17 protein-coding genes, 1 tRNA gene and 2 rRNA genes (1 of these 20 running past the window's edge) are annotated in these 21,978 nt (G+C 66.5%); 13 read left to right on the forward strand and 7 right to left on the reverse strand.

Annotation, left to right across the window (positions count from 1 at the left end):
- The 9 genes from ABNQ40_RS17335 to ABNQ40_RS17375 form a co-directional block, all read left to right on the forward strand.
- A 23S ribosomal RNA gene (locus ABNQ40_RS17335) occupies positions 1-2,549 on the forward strand; it begins 196 nt to the left of the window's first position.
- Between the two features lie 148 nt (positions 2,550-2,697).
- Positions 2,698-2,813 (forward strand): 5S ribosomal RNA (rrf, locus tag ABNQ40_RS17340).
- An 83-nt stretch (positions 2,814-2,896) separates the two neighbouring features.
- Positions 2,897-2,973: transfer RNA gene (locus ABNQ40_RS17345), tRNA-Met, on the forward strand.
- A 224-nt stretch (positions 2,974-3,197) separates the two neighbouring features.
- The gene (locus ABNQ40_RS17350; RefSeq protein WP_109051812.1) at positions 3,198-4,451 is read left to right on the forward strand and encodes a helix-turn-helix domain-containing protein; all 1,254 of its coding nucleotides are present in this window, start codon (positions 3,198-3,200) and stop codon (positions 4,449-4,451) included.
- 152 nt (positions 4,452-4,603) lie between these two features.
- Complete coding sequence (ispG, locus tag ABNQ40_RS17355; RefSeq protein ID WP_109051813.1) at positions 4,604-5,773, forward strand: flavodoxin-dependent (E)-4-hydroxy-3-methylbut-2-enyl-diphosphate synthase; 1,170 nt, start codon at positions 4,604-4,606, stop codon at positions 5,771-5,773.
- 37 nt (positions 5,774-5,810) lie between these two features.
- Entirely contained in the window at positions 5,811-7,142 is a 1,332-nt protein-coding gene (hemA, locus tag ABNQ40_RS17360) for a glutamyl-tRNA reductase (RefSeq protein WP_109051814.1), read from the forward strand.
- Complete coding sequence (gene prfA / locus ABNQ40_RS17365) at positions 7,117-8,202, forward strand: peptide chain release factor 1 (protein ID WP_109051815.1); 1,086 nt, start codon at positions 7,117-7,119, stop codon at positions 8,200-8,202. Before hemA ends, prfA begins: the two co-directional genes overlap by 26 nt.
- A 4-nt stretch (positions 8,203-8,206) precedes the next feature.
- The gene (gene prmC / locus ABNQ40_RS17370; RefSeq protein WP_109051816.1) at positions 8,207-9,055 is read left to right on the forward strand and encodes a peptide chain release factor N(5)-glutamine methyltransferase; all 849 of its coding nucleotides are present in this window, start codon (positions 8,207-8,209) and stop codon (positions 9,053-9,055) included.
- Positions 9,056-9,338: 283 nt separating this feature from the next.
- Positions 9,339-9,782, forward strand: coding sequence for a DUF4167 domain-containing protein (locus ABNQ40_RS17375; RefSeq protein ID WP_109051817.1), 444 nt, complete (start codon positions 9,339-9,341; stop codon positions 9,780-9,782).
- A 26-nt stretch (positions 9,783-9,808) separates the two neighbouring features.
- Here ABNQ40_RS17375 and ABNQ40_RS17380 read toward each other — a convergent pair whose 3' ends face one another.
- Positions 9,809-10,573: an MOSC domain-containing protein gene (locus ABNQ40_RS17380; RefSeq protein WP_109051818.1), complete on the reverse strand. Its 765-nt coding sequence runs from the start codon at positions 10,571-10,573 to the stop codon at positions 9,809-9,811.
- A 127-nt stretch (positions 10,574-10,700) separates the two neighbouring features.
- Positions 10,701-11,252 carry an NUDIX domain-containing protein gene (locus ABNQ40_RS17385; RefSeq protein WP_109051819.1) on the reverse strand — a complete coding sequence of 184 codons (552 nt, stop codon included), beginning with the start codon at positions 11,250-11,252 and terminating at the stop codon, positions 10,701-10,703.
- A gap of 305 nt (positions 11,253-11,557) precedes the next feature.
- Between ABNQ40_RS17385 and clpB the strand changes: the two genes are divergently transcribed.
- Positions 11,558-14,161 carry an ATP-dependent chaperone ClpB gene (gene clpB, locus ABNQ40_RS17390; protein WP_109051820.1) on the forward strand — a complete coding sequence of 868 codons (2,604 nt, stop codon included), beginning with the start codon at positions 11,558-11,560 and terminating at the stop codon, positions 14,159-14,161.
- Between the two features lie 40 nt (positions 14,162-14,201).
- Here the strand turns inward: clpB and ABNQ40_RS17395 are convergent, their stop codons facing one another.
- Positions 14,202-14,837: a glutathione S-transferase family protein gene (locus tag ABNQ40_RS17395; RefSeq protein WP_199235427.1), complete on the reverse strand. Its 636-nt coding sequence runs from the start codon at positions 14,835-14,837 to the stop codon at positions 14,202-14,204.
- 224 nt (positions 14,838-15,061) lie between these two features.
- Between ABNQ40_RS17395 and ABNQ40_RS17400 the strand changes: the two genes are divergently transcribed.
- On the forward strand, positions 15,062-16,444 hold the full coding sequence (locus ABNQ40_RS17400) for an aspartate aminotransferase family protein (protein WP_109051822.1): 1,383 nt from the start codon (positions 15,062-15,064) through the stop codon (positions 16,442-16,444).
- 26 nt (positions 16,445-16,470) lie between these two features.
- On the opposite strand, the gene ABNQ40_RS17405 is transcribed toward ABNQ40_RS17400, so the two are convergent.
- From ABNQ40_RS17405 to ABNQ40_RS17415, 3 genes are all read right to left on the reverse strand, one after another.
- Positions 16,471-17,709 carry a bifunctional 2-polyprenyl-6-hydroxyphenol methylase/3-demethylubiquinol 3-O-methyltransferase UbiG gene (locus ABNQ40_RS17405; RefSeq protein WP_109051823.1) on the reverse strand — a complete coding sequence of 413 codons (1,239 nt, stop codon included), beginning with the start codon at positions 17,707-17,709 and terminating at the stop codon, positions 16,471-16,473.
- Positions 17,710-17,813: 104 nt separating this feature from the next.
- A complete protein-coding gene (locus ABNQ40_RS17410) occupies positions 17,814-18,731 on the reverse strand; it encodes a GyrI-like domain-containing protein (protein WP_109051824.1) in 918 nt (305 codons plus the stop codon).
- A 61-nt stretch (positions 18,732-18,792) separates the two neighbouring features.
- Positions 18,793-19,929 carry an asparaginase gene (locus ABNQ40_RS17415; RefSeq protein WP_109051825.1) on the reverse strand — a complete coding sequence of 379 codons (1,137 nt, stop codon included), beginning with the start codon at positions 19,927-19,929 and terminating at the stop codon, positions 18,793-18,795.
- A gap of 79 nt (positions 19,930-20,008) precedes the next feature.
- On the opposite strand from ABNQ40_RS17415, the gene ABNQ40_RS17420 reads away from it, so the two are divergent.
- Complete coding sequence (locus tag ABNQ40_RS17420; protein ID WP_109491179.1) at positions 20,009-20,593, forward strand: RNA methyltransferase; 585 nt, start codon at positions 20,009-20,011, stop codon at positions 20,591-20,593.
- Positions 20,594-20,616: 23 nt separating this feature from the next.
- Here the strand turns inward: ABNQ40_RS17420 and ABNQ40_RS17425 are convergent, their stop codons facing one another.
- Positions 20,617-21,177, reverse strand: a complete 561-nt coding sequence (locus ABNQ40_RS17425; protein ID WP_109051826.1) for a bifunctional 2-polyprenyl-6-hydroxyphenol methylase/3-demethylubiquinol 3-O-methyltransferase UbiG — start codon at positions 21,175-21,177, stop codon at positions 20,617-20,619.
- Positions 21,178-21,376: 199 nt separating this feature from the next.
- On the opposite strand from ABNQ40_RS17425, the gene ABNQ40_RS17430 reads away from it, so the two are divergent.
- Positions 21,377-21,964 (forward strand): DUF1178 family protein, encoded by a 588-nt coding sequence (locus ABNQ40_RS17430; protein ID WP_109051827.1) that lies wholly within the window; start codon positions 21,377-21,379, stop codon positions 21,962-21,964.
- Positions 21,965-21,978: the final 14 nt, after the last annotated feature.

The raw sequence follows: 21,978 nt of genomic DNA on the forward strand, positions 1-21,978 counted from the left end.
CTAAGTAGCCGGAGGAAAGGACATCAACCGAGACTCCGCTAGTAGTGGCGAGCGAACGCGGACCAGGCCAGTCATTCGATCTACATAACCGGAACCGTCTGGAAAGTCGGGCCATAGCGGGTGATAGCCCCGTACGGATAAACCGGATCGAATGCTCGAGTAGGGCGGGGCACGTGAAACCCTGTCTGAACGTGGGGGGACCACCCTCCAAGCCTAAGTACTCCTCAGTGACCGATAGTGCACCAGTACCGTGAGGGAAAGGTGAAAAGCACCCCGACAAGGGGAGTGAAACAGTTCCTGAAACCGGATGCCTACAAGCAGTCGGAGCCTCTTCATGGGGTGACGGCGTACCTTTTGTATAATGGGTCAGCGACTTAGAGTATGCAGCGAGCTTAAGCCGGTAGGTGGAGGCGCAGCGAAAGCGAGTCTGAATAGGGCGACCGAGTTGCATGCTTTAGACCCGAAACCTGATGATCTAGCCATGGGCAGGTTGAAGGTGCGGTAACACGCACTGGAGGACCGAACTCACGCCTGTTGAAAAAGTCGGAGATGACCTGTGGCTAGGGGTGAAAGGCCAATCAAATCAGGAAATAGCTGGTTCTCCGCGAAAGCTATTTAGGTAGCGCGTCGGATATCACCTGCGGGGGTAGAGCACTGGATGGGCTAGGGGGGCGCGAGCCTTACCAAACCTAACCAAACTCCGAATACCGCAGAGTGCAGTCCGGCAGACAGACGGTGGGTGCTAAGGTCCATCGTCGAGAGGGAAACAGCCCAGACCGCCAGCTAAGGTCCCCAAATCACGGCTAAGTGGGAAAGGATGTGGGAAGGCCATGACAACCAGGAGGTTGGCTTAGAAGCAGCCATCCTTTAAAGAAAGCGTAATAGCTCACTGGTCTAGTTAAGCCGGCCTGCGCCGAAAATGTATCGGGGCTCAAGCCGTGTACCGAAGCTGCGGATGTGATCTTTGATCACGTGGTAGCGGAGCGTTCCGTAAGCCTGCGAAGGGTGTCCGTGAGGCCGCCTGGAGGTATCGGAAGTGAGAATGCTGACATGAGTAGCGACAAACAGTGTGAGAAACACTGTCGCCGAAAGTCCAAGGGTTCCTGCGCAAGGTTAATCCACGCAGGGTGAGCCGGCCCCTAAGGCGAGGCCGAAAGGCGTAGTCGATGGGAACCACGTTAATATTCGTGGGCCTGGCGGAGGTGACGGATTGGAAAGCGTGTACGATCTTATCGGATTGATCGTGCTGTGGACCGGTTCCAGGAAATAGCCCCGCCATATAGACCGTACCCCAAACCGACACAGGTGGACTGGTAGAGTATACCCAGGCGCTTGAGAGAATGGTGTTGAAGGAACTCGGCAAATTGCCCTCGTAACTTCGGAAGAAGAGGGCCCCGTTGTGGCGCAAGCCATGGCGGGGGGCACAGACCAGGGGGTAGCGACTGTTTACTAAAAACACAGGGCTCTGCGAAGCCACACAAGGCGACGTATAGGGTCTGACGCCTGCCCGGTGCCGGAAGGTTAAGAGGAGGAGTGCAAGCTCTGAATTGAAGCCCCGGTAAACGGCGGCCGTAACTATAACGGTCCTAAGGTAGCGAAATTCCTTGTCGGGTAAGTTCCGACCTGCACGAATGGCGTAACGACTTCCCCGCTGTCTCCAACACCAACTCAGCGAAATTGAACTCTCCGTGAAGATGCGGAGTTCCCGCGGTCAGACGGAAAGACCCCGTGCACCTTTACTACAGCTTTGCAGTGGTGCTAGGGACTTCATGTGTAGGATAGGTGGGAGGCTTGGAAACATGGGCGCCAGCTCGTGTGGAGCCAACCTTGAAATACCACCCTTGAAGTCTCTGGCATCTAACCGTGGCCCGTTATCCGGGTCCGGGACCCTGCATGGCGGGTAGTTTGACTGGGGCGGTCGCCTCCCAAAGTGTAACGGAGGCGCGCGATGGTGGGCTCAGAGCGGTCGGAAATCGCTCGACGAGTGCAATGGCATAAGCCCGCCTGACTGCAAGACTGACAAGTCGAGCAGAGACGAAAGTCGGCCATAGTGATCCGGTGGCTCCACGTGGACGGGCCATCGCTCAACGGATAAAAGGTACGCCGGGGATAACAGGCTGATGACTCCCAAGAGTCCATATCGACGGAGTCGTTTGGCACCTCGATGTCGGCTCATCACATCCTGGGGCTGGAGCAGGTCCCAAGGGTTCGGCTGTTCGCCGATTAAAGTGGTACGTGAGCTGGGTTTAGAACGTCGTGAGACAGTTCGGTCCCTATCTGCCGTGGGTGTCGGAGTTTTGCGAGGATTTGTCCCTAGTACGAGAGGACCGGGATGGACATACCTCTGGTGCACCGGTTGTCACGCCAGTGGCATGGCCGGGTAGCTAAGTATGGACGGGATAACCGCTGAAAGCATCTAAGCGGGAAACCCACCTCTAAACCAGAGCTCCCTTGAGAGCCGTGACAGACCATCACGTCGATAGGAGGCATGTGGACGGGCAGCAATGCCTGAAGCTAAGCCTTACTAATCGCTCGATCGGCTTGATCTCGACACCACACTAACCGCGCCATGCGCAGCAGCAAGCCTGTTCCAAGCAGTGCTTGACCAGCGCATCGCCGTTCGATACATCCTCAAATCACTTGCACGAACAAGCATACGCGCTTTCGGTAACGAGCGTCGGTCTTGTGCCTCGGTGACCTGGTGGTCATGGCGAGGTGTCAAACACCCGATCCCATCCCGAACTCGGCCGTGAAAAGCCTCCGCGCCAATGGTACTGCGTCTTAAGACGTGGGAGAGTAGGTCGCCGCCAGGTCGCTCAGGCACAAGAGACGCTCAATACACAAAGCGTATATGCTCCCATCTTCACGAAACCCATCGCCCCACATAACAGACATCCGCGGGGTGGAGCAGCCCGGTAGCTCGTCAGGCTCATAACCTGAAGGCCGCAGGTTCAAATCCTGCCCCCGCAACCAAATCAACAAGAAGCCCGCAGTGCTCACGCACCGCGGGCTTCTTGCTGTTCGGAGCGGAGTCCCTGCACCCACTTGTCACGACCCGCGTTCCCTGACCCGTGGTCATTGCGGTTGCGCCGTGGGGGCGGCATGTCGTACCCATTTCGCAAGTTGCATCCACGCGGATACCCCCGCTGCGCATGCTTTTCCAGTGTGTGCACAAGCTGCGAGCAGATGGCGAGCCCATGGCCAAGCGCAAGGTTTTCGACGATTTCGATCCGGCTCCGTCCGGTCCCTCCGTCTCCGAGACTCTGCATGCGACGCGGATGGCGCATGGCTATGACCTGCGCGACGTCGCGACGATGCTGCGCATCCGCTATCCTTACCTGCTGGCGATCGAGGAAGGGCGGTATCAGGAGCTACCGGGCAGTACCTACGCCATCGGTTTCCTGCGCTCCTATGCCGAGTGCCTGGGGCTCGACCCGGACATGATCGTCACCCGCTACAAGGAGGAGGCTGCCGGCAGCGTCCGCCGGCAGGAATTGTATCTGCCTACTCCGGCGGCCGAAGGGCGGGCATCGGGTGGAACGCTGCTGCTCGGCACGCTGGTGCTCGCCGGCATCGTTTATGGCGGCTGGTACTATCTGTCGGCGACCGACCGGTCGGTGGCGGACCTCGTTCCGACCCTGCCGGACCGTCTGGTTTCGCTGCTGGACGGTGTGCCGGCCAAACCGGCCGAGCAAGTGGCCGACCAGTCCGCAACGTCCAGCCAGCCCGGCGCCGAACCCGCCGTTCCGGCACCCGCGATCACGACACCGGCTCCAAACACAGCCCAATCTCCGGCCAATCCGGCTCCGGTCCCGACTCAGGCTGGATCGGCACCCTCTACTTCGGCACCGGCCGCAACGCCGTCCACCGCCGGCAAGCCGCCGCAGACTGCCGCATCCACCGCCACGCCAGCGCCGGCAACTCCGCAGGGCGGTACTGCCAAGCCGCAGGCCGGTACTGCCGCCGCCGGGCTGCCGCCAGCCCAGTCGCCATTGCCCTCCGCCAACGCGCCCGCTGCCAACCAGACGGGTGGGCAGGGTATCGTCAACGTACCGGCCCCGCCGGCCGAGGACGACGACGAGGCGTCGCCGCAGGATCCGACTCCGCTGAACGCCGCGGTGGCCCCTCCGGCCGCGCCCGCGGTTCCGGCCGCGTCGGTCCCGGCCAACGGCAAGGTTTATGGCACTCTGAACACCAATGCGAAGCTGATCCTGAAGGCGACGCAGGAAAGCTGGCTTCAGGTGCGTGATGGCAGCGAGATCGTCTTCACCCGCGTGTTGAAGCCGGGCGACACCTTCCGCGTTCCTGACAAGCCCAACGTGAAGATCCGAACCGGCAACGCCGGCGGTCTGGTGGTGATGGCCGACGGCGGTGAAAGTCCGCCACTGGGCTCCGTCGGGCAGGTGCTGCGCGACGTCGCCATCGACGGCCACGGGGTTGTGCGGCGCTGAAACCGGCCGGTAAGGGCGTCAGCCATGCGTCGGCGGCGCCCCACCAACCCTGTCCCTTGAATCCCCGGCGGCGGAGCGCACTTCTGGCCTGATGCCGGCTGCGCTAGGATGCGGCACCCGGTTCCGTTTTGCTGTCCAGAGGCTGACCTGAGATGACCGTGCGCGCCTACCGCCAGATCCTTCGCCGCAAATCGCGCCAAATTCGCGTCGGCAACGTGCTTGTCGGCGGTGATGCGCCGATCTCGGTCCAGACCATGACCAACACGCCGACTACCGACGTGAAGGCCACGGTGGAGCAGATCCAGGCGGCCGAACGGGTGGGGGCCGACATCGTCCGCGTCTCCTGCCCCGACCGCGACTCGGCTCTGGCGCTCAAGGACATCGTGCGGCAGGTGAAGGTGCCGATCGTCGCCGACATCCATTTCCACTACAAGCGCGCCATCGAGGCGGCGGAAAGCGGTGCCGCCTGCCTGCGGATCAACCCCGGCAACATAGGCTCGGCCGAGCGGGTGCGCGAGGTGGTGAAGGCGGCCAAGGATCATGGCTGTTCGATGCGCATCGGCGTCAATGCCGGCTCGTTGGAGCAGGATCTGCTGGAGAAATACGGCGAGCCCTGCCCGGAGGCGATGGTCGAAAGCGCGCTGAACCACGCGAAGATCCTGGAGGACAATGATTTCCGCGAGTTCAAGATCTCGGTGAAGGCCTCGGATGCCTTCCTGGCCGTCGCTGCCTATCAGGGCTTGGCGGAGACGTGCGACTATCCTCTGCACATCGGCATCACCGAGGCGGGTGGCCTGCGCGCCGGAACGGTGAAATCGTCGATCGGGCTGGGCATGCTGCTGTGGTCTGGCATCGGCGACACGCTGCGCGTCTCGCTCTCGGCCGATCCGGCGGAAGAGGTTTTGGTCGGCTACGACATCCTGAAGTCGCTGGGGCTGCGCCGGCGCGGCGTGACCGTCATTTCCTGCCCCAGCTGTGCCCGGCAGAATTTCAACGTCATCAAGACGGTGGAACTGCTGGAGCAGAAGCTGGCCCACATCACCACCCCACTGACCCTGTCGGTGATCGGCTGCGTCGTGAACGGTCCGGGCGAGGCGCGGGAAACCGACATCGGTCTGACCGGCGGCGGCAACAACACCCATCAGGTCTATCTGTCCGGCGTCACCGACCACCGGCTGAAGGATCAGGACATCGTCCAGCATCTGGTCGGGCTGGTCGAGAAGAAGGCGGCGGAGATCGAGGCGGCGAAGGCCGCCGCGGAGGCTGCCGAAGCCGAAACCACCCGAGAAACCACGCGAGACGTGGCCCCCGCCGCGGAGTAAGCTGCCCGGAATTCGGGCAGGGACAGCGATCCGCGGCGTGACCACCACCTCCTACCTCGTCATCGGCGCCAGCCACCGGACCTGCTCCGGCGTCGTCCGCGACCGCCTGTCCACCGAGGAGGCGGAAGTGGCGGGAATGCTAGAGCGGCTGCGTGTCGTGGGGGTGGGGCAGGCGCTGTGGCTCAGCACCTGCGACCGGGTGGAGGTGCAGGCGGTCCATGAACGCCCGAACGAGGCGGCCCTGGCGATTGCCGAGGTCATGGCCGACCGCGCCGGCCTGTCGACATCCGATTTGGCGCCGCAGCTCTACACCCGCACCGGCATCGACGCTGTGCGCCATCTGTTTGCGGTGGCCTGCTCGCTCGACAGCCAGATCGTCGGCGAACCTCATATCCTGGGCCAGTTGAAGGCGGCCCACCGCAGCGCTTCCGGTGCGGGGCTGACCGGACCGGAGCTGGAAGCGGTTCTGCAGGCTGCCTATGCCGCCGCCAAGCGGGTGCGCAGCGAGACGCCGATTGCGGAGGGCGCCACCTCGCTGGCCGCGGCAGCCATCCAGGTGGCACGTGACCTGCACGGCGACATCAGGCGCTGCGGCGCTCTGCTGGTGGGAATGGGCGACATGGGCGCCCTGGTTCTGGAGGGGCTGCGCGAGGCCGGGTTGCCGCGGCTGACCGTCGCAGCGCCGGTGGATCGGCGGGCGGAAGCGGCGGCGCGGCGGCTCGACGGGCATTTCGCCCCCTGGGCCGATCTGGAGACGGCGATGACCGGCGCCGATATCCTGGTGACCGCGGCCGGCCTTGGGCGCTATATCCTGACCGCTCCGATGATGGAGGCGGTGTTGAAACGCCGGCGGCGACGGCCGGTCTTCGTGGTCGATGCCGCCATTCCGGCCGACGTCGATCCGGCGGTGGCGGGTATGGACGGCGCCTTCGTCTATGATCTGGCCGATCTGGAGCGGGTGGCGCTGCAAGGTCGGGTTGGGCGCGAGGCGGCGACCCAGGCGGCCTGGATGATCGTGGACGAGGCGGTTGCCGCTTTTGCCCGCGACCGTGCGGAACGCGCCGCGGTGCCCGCGGTCGCGGCGCTTCGCAGCCATTTCGAAGCGGAGCGGCGGCGCCTGCTGGCCGGGCATGCCGATCTGGACGCGGCGTCGGCGACGCGGCTGCTGGTCAACCGCCTGCTGCACGCTCCATCGGAGGCGTTGCGGGCGCTTGCTGCCGACGGCAGCGGCGAGGGGCTGGCCGAACGGGCGGCGGCGGAACGGCTGATGTTCCGCCTGTTCGGGCTGGACCGGCTGACCGCTGCCGCATTGGAAGAGAACGAACGGGATAAGGACGAGCGACGTGAGCCTGGACGAGAAGTTCGATAAGGTGATGGCCCGGTACGACGAGCTGCGCGACACGCTTGCGGCCGGCCTTGCCGAGTCCGGCGACTTCGCCCGGCTATCCAAGGAATATGCCGACCTCACCCCGATTGCCGAGGCCATCGCGGAACTGAAGAAGGGCCGCGCCGAGGCCGCCGATCTGGCGGAAATGATCGCGGCGATGATGGGCGATCCCGGCGCCGACCCCGAGATGAAGGCGATGGCGGAGGAGGAGTTTCACGTCCTGACCAAGCGCATCCCGGATTTGGAGCGCAAGGTGCAGATTTCGCTCCTCCCCAAGGACGAGGCGGACGAAAAGAACGCCATCCTGGAGGTGCGGGCCGGGACCGGCGGCGATGAGGCTGCGCTGTTCGCCGCCGAGCTGTTCGAGATGTACCGCCGCTATGCCGGCCTGCATGGCTGGCGCTTCGAGGCGATGGACGTCAGCGAGACCGGCATCGGCGGCTACAAGGAGGCCACCGCCAACATCACCGGCCGTGGCGTGTTCGCCCGGCTGAAATTCGAGTCCGGTGTCCACCGCGTCCAGCGCGTGCCGGCGACCGAGGCGCAGGGCCGCATCCACACCTCGGCCGCCACCGTCGCCGTGCTGCCGGAGGCGGAGGAGGTGGACATCCACATCGACGAGAAGGATCTGCGGATCGACGTCTTCCGCTCCTCCGGTCCTGGTGGCCAGTCGGTCAACACCACCGACAGCGCCGTGCGCATCACCCATCTGCCGACCGGGCTGGTGGTGAGCCAGCAGGACGAGAAGTCGCAGCACAAGAACAAGGCCAAGGCGCTGAAGGTGCTGCGTGCCCGGCTGTACGACCGCGAGCGGGCGGAGAAGGACGCTGTCCGTGCGGCCGACCGCAAGAACCAGGTGGGCAGCGGCGACCGCTCGGAACGCATCCGCACCTACAATTTCCCCCAGGGGCGGGTGACCGACCATCGCATCAACCTGACGCTCTACAAGATCGACAAGGTGATGGCCGGGGAGGCACTGGATGAACTGGTCGACGCCCTGATTGCCGAGGACGAGGCTGCCCGGCTGGCGGAGCTGGGGTGATCGCATGAACCTCCGCACCCTGCGTGCCCAGGCCGAGGCGCGGCTGCGCGAGGCCGGCGTCGATACGCCGGAACTTGACGCCCGCTATCTGCTGGAGCATGCGCTGACCCTCACCCGCACCGACTTTGTTACGAAGGCGGAACAACTTATCCCCGATGCCGATGCTGCCCATGCCCTGGCGTTGGTGGAGCGGCGTGTGGCGCGGGAGCCGGTGGGGCGCATCCTGGGGCACCGCGAGTTCTGGACCATCGATCTCGCCCTCAACCCCGACACGCTGGAACCGCGGCCGGACACCGAGACGGTGGTGGAGGCGGTTCTGGCCGCCATCTCCGACCGGAAAGCTCCGCTACATCTGATCGATTTCGGAACCGGAACGGGTTGCATCCTGCTGGCGCTGCTGTCGGAGCTGCCGAATGCCACCGGTGTCGGCGTCGATCTGAGCCCGCTGGCGGTGGAGGCGGCGGCCGGGAACGCCGACCGCAACGGGCTGGCTGAGCGCGCCCGTTTCCAGACCGGAGATTGGGCCATGGGGATCGAGGAGCGCTTCGACATCGTGGTGTCGAACCCGCCCTACATCCCCAGCGCCGACATTGCCACGCTGGAGCCGGAGGTGCGGGAGCATGACCCGCTTCGCGCGCTGGACGGCGGGCCGGACGGGCTGGAGCCCTACCGTATCCTCGCCGCCGAATTGCCGCGTCTGCTGGTCCCCGGTGGACTGGTCGCGTTCGAAGTCGGGCAGGGCCAGGCGGAAGACGTGGCGGCGCTGGTCGGGGCGCAGGGGTTCGGTGACACCGCAATCCTGTGTGACCTTGGTGGGGTAAAGCGCTGTGTCAGGGCACGGAAGAGCCTGTGAGGCGGCTGCCCATTCAAAAAAACGGTTGGATCGGCAGGCTTTGGCGGGTAGTGTGCGGTACACGACCGCGAACCTAAGGCCTGCGGAGCAAGAATCTCGGATGGTTTTCTGCCGAGCGCTGACCGCCATGGCCTGCCGCACGCGATGCGGACGCGTCGTTTGAACCCCGTGAGCGACCCATGGAAATCGTCCATGGCGGGCTCGGTGGCCGGGCCGCAAGGCCGGATGGCTGCCGGAGCGTTCCGGGGACTGCGCTTCTCTTGCATGGGGCCTTAAGAGCCGAATGAGACAGGGACCGAACTCCAGGCGTTCGCGTGGTCGTGGCAACAGCGGCGGCGGGGGCAGCGGCGGTGGTGGTGGTGGTGGCGGGGGTGGCAGTGCCGGCCGGCGCCAGAATGTTCCGCTGCGCCACCAGACCTTCGACAGCAACGGCCCCGATGTCCGCATCCGCGGCAATGCGTGGCAGGTGCAGGAGAAGTATCAGGCGCTTGCCCGCGACGCGATGTCGTCCGGCGACCGGGTGCAGGCGGAAAATTACCTGCAGCATGCGGAGCATTACCTCCGCATCATCAACCAGATCCAGGAATCGGAAAACCGCCAGCGCGGTGGGCAGCCCGGCAATGGGCACGGCCACCAGCCGCAGATGTCTTCGCATGGTGGCGACGAGGACGAGCAGCCGGTCGAGGACGAGACCGACGGCGAGGAACGGGCGGCCGTAAACGCCTGATATGTGACGCTTACCTGAAGTGACGTTTATTCGGCCGGCGTGACCGGGTCGCCCACTGCGATCCGGCCGCCGCCGGTCACCCGGGCGCGCAGCAGCATTTGGTTGTGGCCATAGCCGCGTTCCATGATGTTCGTCAGGCTGAGGTCGGCGACGCCGGTATCCGGGTTCACATCGTTTCCGGGCGTGCAGTCGAGCGCCTCCACCACCTCCAGCGTTGCCGCACCGATGGTCAGGGTCCGGCCGACCCAGCCGCGCTCCGCCCAGGGATCGATGCCGTCCACCAGCAGGTTGGCGCGCAGGCGGCGGGGATCGACCGGCTGCTTGGCGATCCGCTCCTCCAGGTCACGCAGGCTGGCGAGGTTCAGCAGCGTGACCGACGGTTCCTCGCTGTTGCCGAAGCCGCCCTGCTGCGCTTCGATCAGGCGGGGCATGCCGGGGACGATCCCGGCCAGATAGGCGGCAAAGAACTGTTCCAGCAGGTTGCGGCCCATCGGCTGGTCCAGCCGGCCGCGCGACACCTGCCGGCCGCCGCGGCGGATGATCAGCGCCTGCGTCGCCTCGTCGAACTCGCTCTGCAAGACCGCCAGCTTTTCCGTACGATCCAGCGTGAAGAAATCCGACGGCAGGCGCCAGCCCTGCGTCTCGGTATCCAGCGCGGCCGGACCGTGCAACAGCCCGTAGCGGCGGTCGAGCGGAATCGCCTGACCGGCGGTCAGCTCGATGGCGGGAAGATCCTGGCCGCTCATCCCCTTGACGGGATAGCGGCGGATGACGGTCAGTGTGGCGTTCATTGCACTGCACAATGAAAGGGCTGGAGCGTCCCTGTCAACCGATGCGGTGCCTATTTCTCACGCTGCGGCTGGGGTATGGCAGGCCGGATCGCCCGAACCGCCCGCTCCACCCCGTAATCTGGTGCCGCTACCAGCGTTCGGCGACGGGCCGGCGGCCAAGAAATTCCTCCAGCCGCCGCCCGGTGGCCGGCGACAGGTCGGTCGGCAGCCGGTCGAGCGGGAAGAATCGGGTTTCGACGATCTCCACCCCATCGGCCTTCGGTTTGCCGCTCCAGCCGCGCACGACATAGACCGCCACATGGTCGCTCGCCCCGTTGCGGAAACGGGCATAGATGGCGAAAGGTTGAGCAGGGCGGTCGGCAATCAGCCCGACCTCCTCCCGCACCTCGCGTCGCATGGCGTCGACCAGCGTCTCTCCCCGCCCGACACCGCCGCCGGGCAGGTGCCAGCCATCGACATAGCTGTGCCGGATCAGCAGGACGCCGGGCGATGCCGGGTCCGCCTCGTCCAGGATGATCGCCCTCACCCCCATGGTCAGCGGCCGTGCCAGCCGATGCCAGACCCCGCGCAGGCTCCAGGCGAGACGAAGCAGCCGGCCCGTCATGGTTCTCGGAATCGGCTGGCCGGCGGATGCCGGCGTCGTGCTGGTCGGGGAACTGGAGGCGGCCAGATCGGTCATGATGAAATCCGGAACGGGGCCCTTGGAAGGCGGAAAGGCAGGATGGCGGCAGTTTAGCTGCGGCCGGGAGGGATGGTGTAGGGGGCAATCGGCGGGTCGCGCGCTACCTCTTTTTCCCGATCCTAGCCGGTCTGGAGGAGGCAGGTGTGGCCGCGTTTCTCCACCGATAACCTTTCTACGCAGATGGTCTTGCATGGCCTTCGGCCTTGCCTACATCTTCGGCAGCATCCTTGCGGATCGCACAGTTGCGTGGATCACGTTGACCGGGCTGCCTCGCGGACGGTCGACAGGATAAGGGGAGCATCATGGATTTCGAGCAATATACCGAGCGCAGCCGTGGGTTCATTCAGGCCGCCCAGACCTTGGCCGTCCGCCGTGGGCATCAGCGCCTGACCCCGGAACATCTGCTGAAGACGCTGCTGGACGACAAGGAGGGGCTTGCCGCCAACCTGATCCGTGCGGCGGGCGGAGACCCCAAGGCGGCCCTGTCGGCAGTCGATGCCGAACTGGACAAGCTGCCGAAGGTCGAGGGCAGCGGCGCCGGCCAGCTCTACCTGACACCCGAACTCTCCCGTGTCTTCGAACAGGCGGAGAAGGTCGCCGAAAAGGCCGGCGACAGCTTCGTCACCGCCGAACGCATCCTGCTGGCGCTGGCCATGGCCGACGGCACCCCGTCGGGCAAGGCCTTGAAGTCCGCCGGCGTGACGCCGCAGGCGCTGAACACCGCCATCAACGACATCCGCAAGGGCCGCACCGCCGACAGCGCCAGCGCCGAGCAGGGCTATGACGCGCTGAAGAAATATGCCCGCGACCTGACCGCCGCGGCGCGCGACGGCAAGCTCGACCCGGTGATCGGCCGTGACGAGGAAATCCGCCGTACCATCCAGGTTCTGGCCCGGCGCACCAAGAACAATCCCGTGCTGATCGGCGAGCCCGGCGTCGGCAAGACCGCCATCGTCGAGGGGCTGGCCCAGCGCATCGTCAAGGGCGACGTGCCGGAAGGCCTGAAGAACAAGCAACTGCTGTCGCTCGACCTCGGCGCGCTGGTGGCGGGCGCCAAGTACCGCGGCGAGTTCGAGGAGCGGCTGAAGGCCGTGCTGTCGGAAATCCAGGCGGCGGCCGGCGAGATCGTCGTCTTCATCGACGAACTGCACACGCTGGTCGGTGCCGGCAAATCCGACGGCGCGATGGACGCGTCCAACATGCTGAAGCCCGCGCTGGCGCGTGGCGAGCTGCATTGCGTCGGCGCCACCACGCTCGACGAGTTCCGCAAATACATCGAGAAGGACGCGGCGCTGGCCCGGCGCTTCCAGCCGGTCTTCGTCTCGGAGCCGACGGTGGAGGACACCATCTCCATCCTGCGCGGTCTGAAGGAACGTTATGAGGTGCACCACGGCGTGCGCATCACCGACAGCGCCATCGTGTCGGCGGCGACCCTGTCCAACCGCTACATCACCGACCGCTTCCTGCCCGACAAGGCCATCGACCTGATCGACGAGGCGGCGAGCCGCCTGCGCATGGCGGTGGACAGCAAGCCCGAAGCCATCGACGAGCTGGACCGCCGCATCATCCAGCTGAAGATCGAGCGCGAAGCGCTGAAGCGCGAGCAGGACACCGCGTCGCGCGACCGTCTGGTCAATCTGGAGCGGGAGCTTTCGGATCTGGAGCAGGACTCGGCCGAGCTGACCGCCAAGTGGCAGGCCGAGAAGGACCAGTTGCAGGGCGCGCAGAAGATCAAGGAGGATCTGGAGAAGGCCCGCACCGAACTGGAGACGGCGCAGCGCGACGGCAATTGGGGCCGCGCGGGCGAGCTGGCCTACGGCGTCATTCCCGGTCTGGAAAAGGCTTTGAAGGACGCCGAGGAGCATGCCAGCAGCCGCATGCTGAACGAGGAGGTGCGCGACAGCGACATCGCCGCGGTGGTCAGCCGATGGACCGGCGTCCCGGTCGACAAGATGCTGGCCGGCGAGCGCGAGAAGCTGCTGGCGATGGAGGACAAGCTGCGCGGCCGGGTCATCGGCCAGGACGAGGCCATCGTCGCCGTGTCCAACGCCGTGCGCCGTGCGCGGGCCGGGTTGCAGGACCCGAACCGTCCCATCGGCTCCTTCCTGTTCCTCGGTCCGACCGGCGTCGGCAAGACCGAGCTGACCAAGGCGCTGGCCGAGTTCCTGTTCGACGACGAGACGGCGATGGTCCGGCTCGACATGTCGGAATATATGGAAAAGCATTCCGTCGCCCGCATGATCGGCGCGCCTCCGGGCTATGTCGGCTATGAGGAAGGCGGGGCGCTGACCGAGGCGGTGCGCCGCCGGCCCTATCAGGTCGTGCTGTTCGACGAGGTGGAGAAGGCCCATCCTGACGTCTTCAACGTGCTGCTCCAGGTGCTGGACGACGGCCGGCTGACCGACGGGCAGGGCCGCACGGTCGATTTCCGCAACGTGGTCATCATCATGACCTCCAACCTCGGCTCGCAGGCGCTGGCCGAGCAGGCGGAGGGCGAGGACAGCGCCGCCGTGCGCGACGAGGTGATGGAAGCCGTCCGCGCCCATTTCCGGCCGGAGTTCCTGAACCGCCTGGACGAGATCCTGCTGTTCCACCGGCTCGACCGCCGGCACATGGGCGGCATCGTCAAGATCCAGCTGGGCCGCCTGACCAGGATGCTCGCCGACCGCGAGATCACGCTGACGGTGGACGAGGCGGCGACCCAGTGGCTGGCCGATGCCGGCTACGACCCGGTCTATGGCGCCCGGCCGCTGAAGCGGGTGATCCAGCGCGAGTTGCAGAACCCGATGGCGACCCTGATCCTCGAGGGCCGAATCAAGGACGGCCAGACGGTGACGGTCGGAGCGGAAGGCGGCTCCCTGACCATCGACGGCCAGCCGGTGAGCGGACTGGTTCGCAAAGGGTAAGGGTGAAGGCCCTCTCCCCACCGGGGGAGAGGGCTTTTTCTCAGTAGAACGGCGCCCCCAACCCTTCCGCCTCGAAAGCGGCCTTCACCGCCGGACGCTCCAGAACGCGGGCGAGGTAAGGTCCCAGATTGCCCAGCGTACATGCCGGGCGACCCATGAAGCGGGTCCAGCGGCACAGCATGAACAGGTACGGGTCGACGGCGCTGTACGTGTCGCCCAGCAGCCACGTACGCCCTGCAAGCGCGCGGTCAAGCCCATCGAAATGACCGTTCAGCCGGGTTTCGGTCGCCGCCTTGAAGGCGGCTTGCGCTCGCGTGCCCTCGACGTAACGCTCGGGGTAGAAGTACAGCAGCATCTCGGCCTGGACGCTGTTGGTCAGATAGACCAGCCACTTGTAGAACTCCGCCCGCTCGGGCGTGCCGACCGCCGGGGCCAGCTTCGCCTCCGGATGGCTGTCGGCCAGATGCAGGCAGATGGCAGCGGCCTCGTACAGCACCAGATCGCCGTCCACCAGCGTCGGCACCCGGCCATGCGGGTTCAGCGCCAGATAGGCGGCGCTCTTGTGCTCCGCCCTGTCGCGGTCGAGCAGCCGCAGTTCGAAAGGGTCGCCGATCTCGCGCAGCAGGATGTGCGGCGCCATCGCGGCCGTGCTGACCATACCGTAAAGCGTGCGCAAAGCGGCTCCTCCCTCCCGTCGTTCCGGTCAAGCTGTCCCATCCGGCTTGGCGTCCCGCCAGCGTCTTGCGCGCATGGCACGGATGACGGCGAAGCGGGTTTGTCGAGTGGCGAAACTGTGCGTATGATCGGCGATACTGTTTAACAAATCGAACACCCTGTGGTGAGCCGCTACGGCCATCCGGGGGAACGAACCCGACAAGACCGAACAGGAAGACCCACTCCATGACCGCTCCGGGCAGCACCGCCGGCAACTCTGCCGCCAGCCGCGACAAGGCCTTCGTCCTCCATCCCTACACCAACCTGCACGCTCATGAGACGCAGGGGCCGATGATCATCGAACGCGGTGAAGGCATCCACGTCTTCGATGATGGCGGCAAGGATTACATCGAGGGCATGGCCAGCCTGTGGTGCGTCTCGCTCGGCTGGGGCGAAGAGCGGCTGGTCCAGGCGGCGACCAAGCAGATGCGGCAGCTGTCCACCTATCACATCTTCGGCCACAAGTCGCACGAGCCCGGCATCGATCTGGCCGAGAAGCTGATCGGTCTGGCACCGGTGCCGATGTCCAAGGTCTTCTTCGCCAATTCCGGCTCGGAGGCCAACGACACTGCGATCAAGCTGATCTGGTACTACAACAACGCGCTCGGCCGGCCGGAGAAGAAGAAGATCCTGTCGCGCCAGCGTGCCTATCACGGCGTGACAGTGGCGACTGCCAGCCTGACCGGGCTGCCCAACAACCACCGCGACTTCGATCTGCCGATCGCCCGCATCATCCACGGCGATTGCCCGCACCATTATCGCAATGGGCTTGAGGGCGAGAGCGAGGAAGCCTTCGCCACCCGTCTGGCCGAACAGCTGGAGGCGCTGATCCTGGCCGAGGGGCCGGACACCATCGCCGCCATGTTCGCCGAGCCGATCATGGGCGCCGGCGGCGTCGTGGTTCCGCCCGCGACCTACTTCGCCAAGATCCAGGCGGTGTTGAAGAAATACGACATCCTGCTGGTCGCCGACGAGGTGATCTGCGGCTTCGGCCGTACCGGCAATTTCTGGGGCAGCCAGACCGTAGGCATGCAGCCGGACATCCTGACCTGCGCCAAGCAGCTGTCGTCCGGCTATCTGCCGATCTCCGCCGTGATGGTGAGCGATGCCATCTATCGTGCCTGCGTCGAGGAAAGCCAGAAGATCGGCACATTCGGCCATGGCTACACCTACTCCGCCCACCCGGTGGCGGCGGCGGTGGCGCTGGAAACGCTGAACATCTACGAGGAGCGCGACATCGTCGGGCATGTCCGCTCGGTCGCCCCGGCCTTCCAGTCGCGGCTGAAGGCGCTGGCGGACCATCCGCTGGTCGGCGAGGCCCGCGGCATCGGCCTGATCGGTGCGCTGGAACTGGTGGCCGACAAGGCGACCAAGACGCCTTTCGATCCGCCCGGCCGCGCCGGCGCCCTGGTCAATGGTCTGGCCCAGGACAACGGCCTGATCGTTCGCGCCATGGGCGATTCCATCGCGCTCTGCCCACCGCTGGTGATCTCCGAAGCGGAAATCCACCAGACCTTCGACCGCCTGACCAAGGCGCTCGACGCCGCGGTGCCGGTTCTGCGGGGGTAAGGATCGGCGGGGGTAGGGCTTGCGTCCTATCCCCGCCGCAGATGCATCTTGCCCAGGCCGCCCAGCGCGTCGAACAGCTGGCGGAACTGGGTGAGGAACTGCTCCCAGGTGACCTTGGCGGTCGGTTCGATGGCGGCGTGCAGGACGCCCAGGCTGGTCCTGCCGTCGACCCTAGACAGGATCGGGCCGGCCAGCCGGGGCAGGGGAAGCGACACCACGCTGCCCATCAGGTCGAATTCCAGGCTACCGCCGGGCGGGACGGCCTTGGCCACGGTCTTGCCGTCGATGTCGCGCAGGACCGGAATCACCTCCGGCCCGTCCGGCCGGATGCAGGCGGCCTCCAGATCTGCCGGGCGCAGCAGATAGGCGATGTGCTTGGTGAAGGCGCCGGTGATGCGCTCGGTCCAGGCGGCGCGCTCCAGCATGCTCAGCCCCGCCAGTTGCTTCAGGACGCGGGCGTCCTTGACCCACAGAGACGGCTCGTAGCGCAGCGGGTCGATCAGCGTCGCGACGGCGAGCCCGGCGCTGTCCGCCAGTTCGGCCAGCTGCGGCACGCTGTAGGGGCGGTCGCAGCTGTGCAGCAGCAGGTCGTAGAGATTGGCGTCGGCCAGCCGGTGGTCGCTGATGTGCGGGTTGTTCAGCAGCCAGTTGGTCGGCGGCAGAGCCTGGATCAGCCGGCGGGCCAGCGCCACCTTCTCGGCCGGGGGCAACCCCTCGGTCATGCCGCGCAGCGCCTCCTGCATCGGATAGACGCCGGTGCGGCCGTAGGGCGCGTAGACCATGATGCCCATGCCGCCGCCGGGTGCCAGCGCGCCGGCCAGCGAGCGCAGGCCGGCAGCCGGGTCGTCCAGATGGTGCAGCACGCCGCAGCAGTCGATGTAGTCGAACGGCCCCGCTTGCGCCGTGACCCCGTCCAACTCCAGCAGCGACCCGCGGTGGAAGTCGATGTTGGTCAGGCCGCGCGCCTTGGCCCGCGCCTCGGCGACGGCGCGGCTGGCGTCGGACAGGTCGATGTAGGCGATGCGGCCGGGGTTGCCGGCATCGGCCATCTGCTGTGCCAGCATGATGGTGCCGTCCCCCGTGCCGCCGCCGGCCACCAGAACCCGCAGCGGCTTGCTATGGTCGATCCGGCCGCCGAAGACATGCTGCACCAGCTCGTCCAGATGGCTGGGCGAGCCGGTGATCAGCCGTCCGGCCTCGTCGGCCGGATTGCGCGCCGGATAGGGATAGGCTTCATACTGGGCGCGCAGGTCGTCGATGCTCATGGGAACCGCTCAACGGGAAAATAGGCGCGGCGACCATAGCACTGCATCCGCCCGCATCGCACCTGCCCGATGACGTGCTTTCGGTGGCCGCCTTTCGCTGACGATCACCCAGCCAGGGGAACGCAGATCTCCGTCAGCCACTCGGACGGCGGCAAGGCCCGCGGGTTGTTGAGATATTCCTCGTAGCAGGGGGCGTCTCCCGGCGAGTACCCGCTGTTGGGCAGCCACTCGCCGTAAAGCCAGCGGTAGACCGCGCTCAGTTCGGCATAGGGACCCTTGTGCCGCACAACGGCATGACGCCCGCCGGGGATGTCCACCACGCGGATCACGCCATCCTCGACGACGCCCAGGTCCAGCATCAGCCCGGCGAAGGAGTGCAAATCCTCCGGCCTCACCGATTCCGGATCGTCGTAATAGATGGCGAAGCTGCGGGTGCCGGGGCCGATCAGCCCCTGCTTGGACGCCCAGGTATAGAGCCGGTCGAAGCTGGTGCCGATGGTCATATAGGGGCCGGTGTGCGGCAACCCGACGATGCGGTGGGCGGGAAGATCGCGGATTTCGACGTCGTGCATGCTGTCCTCCGTTGGATGAGTGGTCGGGACCGGAGGATTGAGCCGCCCGCGCTTGCGGTAGGCGGCCGGCGTCACGCCATAGCTCTGCCCGAAGGCGCGGGTGAAGGCCTCGACGCTGCCATACCCCGCTCGCCGGGCGATGGCCGGCATGGCGATGCTGTCGCGCACCAGATCGCCCGCTGCCCGGTGCAGGCGCAGCCGGCGCAGGGTCTCCGCCGCCGTCTCGCCGGTGATCGCCCGGTAGATGCGGTGGAAGTGGTAGGGCGAGAAGCAGGCGACCTCCGCCAGCCGGTCGAGGTCGAGCGGTTCGTCCAGATGCGCGGCGATGAATGTCACCACCCGTTCGATCCGGTCGCCGTAATCGAGCCGCGTGCCGGGCTTGGCCGCAACCGCGGAACACGGCACGGGCCACACTGCCGTTGCGTCGGCGGAGATGCTGTCGTTGGTCATGGCGTGACGTCCTCCAGTCCCGCCGATGCTAGCCGGCAGCCGCTTGATCGCGCTTGCGGAGTTAGGTTGACGGCCATCCGTCCGCCGCCCGCACGTCGCCCACCCGCGCGCCGGCGCGGTTCAGCAGCGGGGTGGTCAGCAGCTGCGGCACGCGCGCCCATTGCGCCTCGGTCAGGGCCTGGGTCGAGCGGATCAGGGCGGCCAGCGCCACCTCGCGGGCGCGGGCGGCGCCATCCTCGATCTTCAGCGCGATGCCGATGCCCTGCTCGGGGATCACGGCGCAGCCGACGCCCTCGGCTCCACCCTTGACCAGCACGGCGCCGCCGGCCGCCTCCATCAGTGCGGTGTCGAAGGTTCCGGTGCCGCCGATCAGGAAGGGGTGCTTGCCCCAGGCGGCGGCGATGCGGGTGACGGCCTCGGCCCGGGCGTCGGGCAGGTCGACCGGGTCGGCGATGCGGGCCATGGCATAGGCGATGGCGCCCAGCGGAATGCCGATGGTGGGAATGGAACAGCCATCGACGCCCCAGGGCGCGCCGAACAGGTCCTGTCCGGTCATCTGCTCCATTACGCCCAGGATGCGCTGCTGCACCGGGTGTTCGTAGCGGACATAGCCCTTCAGCCGTTCGGCCTTGTGCCTGGCGGTGGTCAGGAAGCCGCTGTGCTTGCCGGAGCAGTTGTTGTGGAAGGCGGTCGGCGCCTCGCCGCGGCGGACCAGATCCTCGGCGGTGGCGGGATCGTAGGGGATCTGCGCGCCGCATTCGTAATCGTCGAGCGTCAGCCCGACCCGTTCGGCCCAGGACCGCACCAGTTCGGTGTGGCGCGCCTCGCCATTGTGGGAGGAGCAGGCGAGCGCCAACTCCTCGTCCCCCAGTCCGAAGGCGTCGAGCGCGCCGCTTTCCACCAGCGGGATCGCCTGCAGCGACTTGATGGCGGAGCGCGGGTAGACCGGCGCATCGATGTCGCCCCAGCGCGCCAGCACATGACCGCCCGCATCGACGATGCAGGCGCGGGCGCGGTGGACCGACTCCACCAGGCTGCCGCGCGTCACCTCGACGGTGATCGGGCTTTCCGCCGGGCCGGACAGGTCGGCACGGCCCTCGGCGCTCTCGCCAGGCCGGTGGCCGTCATGGTGGGAATGGCCGTGGTGGTGATCCCCACCGCAGCAGGAGGAATGGTCGTGAGGATTGTCTGGGCTCATGCCGGCAAGCTTGCCTCGGGCGGGCTGCGGCGGCAAGCTCCCGCCCGGTCATATCCTTACCCAGATCAGCGGGCTCTTCATGCGTGGCTATTTCGGAATCGGGGTGGAGCGGATCAGCAAGCCGGGCAATGTCGGCAACCTGATGCGCACCGCCCATGCCTTCGGCGCCTCCTTCTTCTTCGCCATCGATCCGGAGCCGGACCTGCGCGAGACGAAGCTGGTCGACACCTCCGGCGCCACGCTGCACCTGCCGCTCTACGTCCACGAGCGGGTGGCCGATTTCACCCTGCCCAGGGACTGCATGCTGGTCGGGGTGGAACTGACCGACGACGCGGTGGAACTGCCCAGCTTCCGTCACCCGTCGCGCGCCGCCTATGTGCTGGGGCCGGAGCGCGACAGCCTTTCGCCCGCCCTGCTGGCGCGCTGCGACCATGTGGTGAAGATCCCGATGTCCTTCTGCATCAATGTCGGCGTCGCCGGGGCGCTGGTGATGTACGACCGCATGATCTCGCTCGGCCGCTTCGCCGAGCGCCCGGTGCGTCCTGGCGGCCCGCTGGAGGGACCGGCCCAGCACAAGCATGGTAAGCAGATCATGCGCAAGGAGGATCGCCGCCGCCGCATCCGCGGGGAGCAGAAGCCGGTCGCCGATGAAAGCGACGAGTGAGTGCGACGAGTAAGGATGCGGGATCAGAGCGGCAGTGGATCGTCCCCGGCGACGGCGCAGATCCGTTGCACCACCGCGGGCTTGGGCACCGACAGCTCGCCCTGTTCGAAGGCCACCACCTGAAGCCTCCCGCGCACCGTTTCCAGCAACTCGCCCCGCCGCAGCAGGAAGTCGGGAGAGGACGGGCGGCCGAAGCGGGCATTACCGTCGGCGAAGGTCTCGTAGATCAGCACGCCGCCCGGTTCCAGCGCCGCCAGGATGGCGGGGAAGAGCGGGCGGTGCAGGTAGTTGGTGACGACGATCCCGGCGAAGGTGCCGTCAAGCGGGAGGGAGGTGGGAGAAATCCCCGAGTCGCTGCTTTCCAGGTCTGCCTGAACGAGGGCGACGTTCGTGCCGCCATCCAGGTCGGCGACGCCGCCGAGGTCGCGGTCCAGCCCCACCACCGGATGGCCGAGGCGATGGAACAGGCGCAGATGCCGTCCGCCGCCGCAGGCAAGGTCGAGCACCGGCCCGCCCGCCCGCACCAGCGGGGCGAATCGCTCCACCCAGGGGGAGGGCGGCGACAGCGGATGGGGTGTGGGCATGGAGAAATTCCCTTATCCGGACTTTTTTCGAAGGTGTCGGGAACGATATCACAGGAGGTACGCGCGTATGGCCCGTCCGGCGTTTGACGGCGCGGCCCGGCCGTGCTGAATTAGGGCGATTCCCGAGTCGCGCCGCAACCCGGACCGGCGTGCCCGGACTTGTCTTTCCTGCTGCGGGTCAGTTGGGGCTTGTGGGGATATGATCCTCTTCGCGTTGAGATGCTCGGCCGACCACCAGTTCGAAGCGTGGTTCCGCAATGGTGCCGCCTATGACGAACAGGCGGCGGGCCATCAGATCGCCTGTCCGATCTGCGGCGACACCGTGGTCGGCAAGGCGCCGATGGCCCCGCGCATCGCCAAGGGTGTCGCCAAGGCCGCCGACCGTGCCCGAGAACAGGCCGAGGCCATCGCGGCCAACGCCCCGTCTATGACGCCGGCGGCCGCTCCTGCCACTGCGGCACAGCTCCCCCTTCCGGCGCCGATCCCCGCACCGGTCCCGCTGCCGAACGCCGCCGATGTGGTCGCCGCCCTGCCGCCGAGCCTGAACGACGCCCAGCGCGAGGCAGTGGCGGAGGTGATGCGGCAACTGACCGAGGTGCGGCGCAGTGTGGAGAAGAACTGCGACTATGTCGGCGACCGTTTCGCCGAGGAGGCGCGGCGCATCCATTACGGCGAGACCGACCCGCGCGGCATCTATGGCGAGGCGTCGGACGAGGAAGTTTCCGAACTCCACGAGGAAGGTGTGACATTTCACCGCATCCCCTGGATTCCGCGCACCGATTCCTGAAGGGCAGCCTGTCC

Source organism: Azospirillum sp. A23 (assembly GCF_042938965.1).
Lineage (GTDB): Bacteria > Pseudomonadota > Alphaproteobacteria > Azospirillales > Azospirillaceae > Azospirillum > Azospirillum melinis.

Excerpts from the sequence above, each read along its gene's own strand:
- ABNQ40_RS17375 (WP_109051817.1), top strand. The coding sequence starts at position 9,339 with ATGAGACAGGGACCGAACTCCAGGCGTTCGCGTGGTCGTGGCAACAGC.
- ABNQ40_RS17405 (WP_109051823.1), bottom strand. The coding sequence starts at position 17,709 with ATGAGCATCGACGACCTGCGCGCCCAGTATGAAGCCTATCCCTATCCG.
- ABNQ40_RS17430 (WP_109051827.1), top strand. The coding sequence starts at position 21,377 with ATGATCCTCTTCGCGTTGAGATGCTCGGCCGACCACCAGTTCGAAGCG.
- ABNQ40_RS17350 (WP_109051812.1), top strand. The coding sequence starts at position 3,198 with ATGGCCAAGCGCAAGGTTTTCGACGATTTCGATCCGGCTCCGTCCGGT.
- ABNQ40_RS17400 (WP_109051822.1), top strand. The coding sequence starts at position 15,062 with ATGACCGCTCCGGGCAGCACCGCCGGCAACTCTGCCGCCAGCCGCGAC.
- ABNQ40_RS17410 (WP_109051824.1), bottom strand. The coding sequence starts at position 18,731 with ATGACCAACGACAGCATCTCCGCCGACGCAACGGCAGTGTGGCCCGTG.
- prmC (WP_109051816.1), top strand. The coding sequence starts at position 8,207 with ATGAACCTCCGCACCCTGCGTGCCCAGGCCGAGGCGCGGCTGCGCGAG.
- ABNQ40_RS17425 (WP_109051826.1), bottom strand. The coding sequence starts at position 21,177 with ATGCCCACACCCCATCCGCTGTCGCCGCCCTCCCCCTGGGTGGAGCGA.
- clpB (WP_109051820.1), top strand. The coding sequence starts at position 11,558 with ATGGATTTCGAGCAATATACCGAGCGCAGCCGTGGGTTCATTCAGGCC.
- ABNQ40_RS17420 (WP_109491179.1), top strand. The coding sequence starts at position 20,009 with ATGCGTGGCTATTTCGGAATCGGGGTGGAGCGGATCAGCAAGCCGGGC.
- ispG (WP_109051813.1), top strand. The coding sequence starts at position 4,604 with ATGACCGTGCGCGCCTACCGCCAGATCCTTCGCCGCAAATCGCGCCAA.
- ABNQ40_RS17415 (WP_109051825.1), bottom strand. The coding sequence starts at position 19,929 with ATGAGCCCAGACAATCCTCACGACCATTCCTCCTGCTGCGGTGGGGAT.
- ABNQ40_RS17380 (WP_109051818.1), bottom strand. The coding sequence starts at position 10,573 with ATGAACGCCACACTGACCGTCATCCGCCGCTATCCCGTCAAGGGGATG.
- ABNQ40_RS17385 (WP_109051819.1), bottom strand. The coding sequence starts at position 11,252 with ATGACCGATCTGGCCGCCTCCAGTTCCCCGACCAGCACGACGCCGGCA.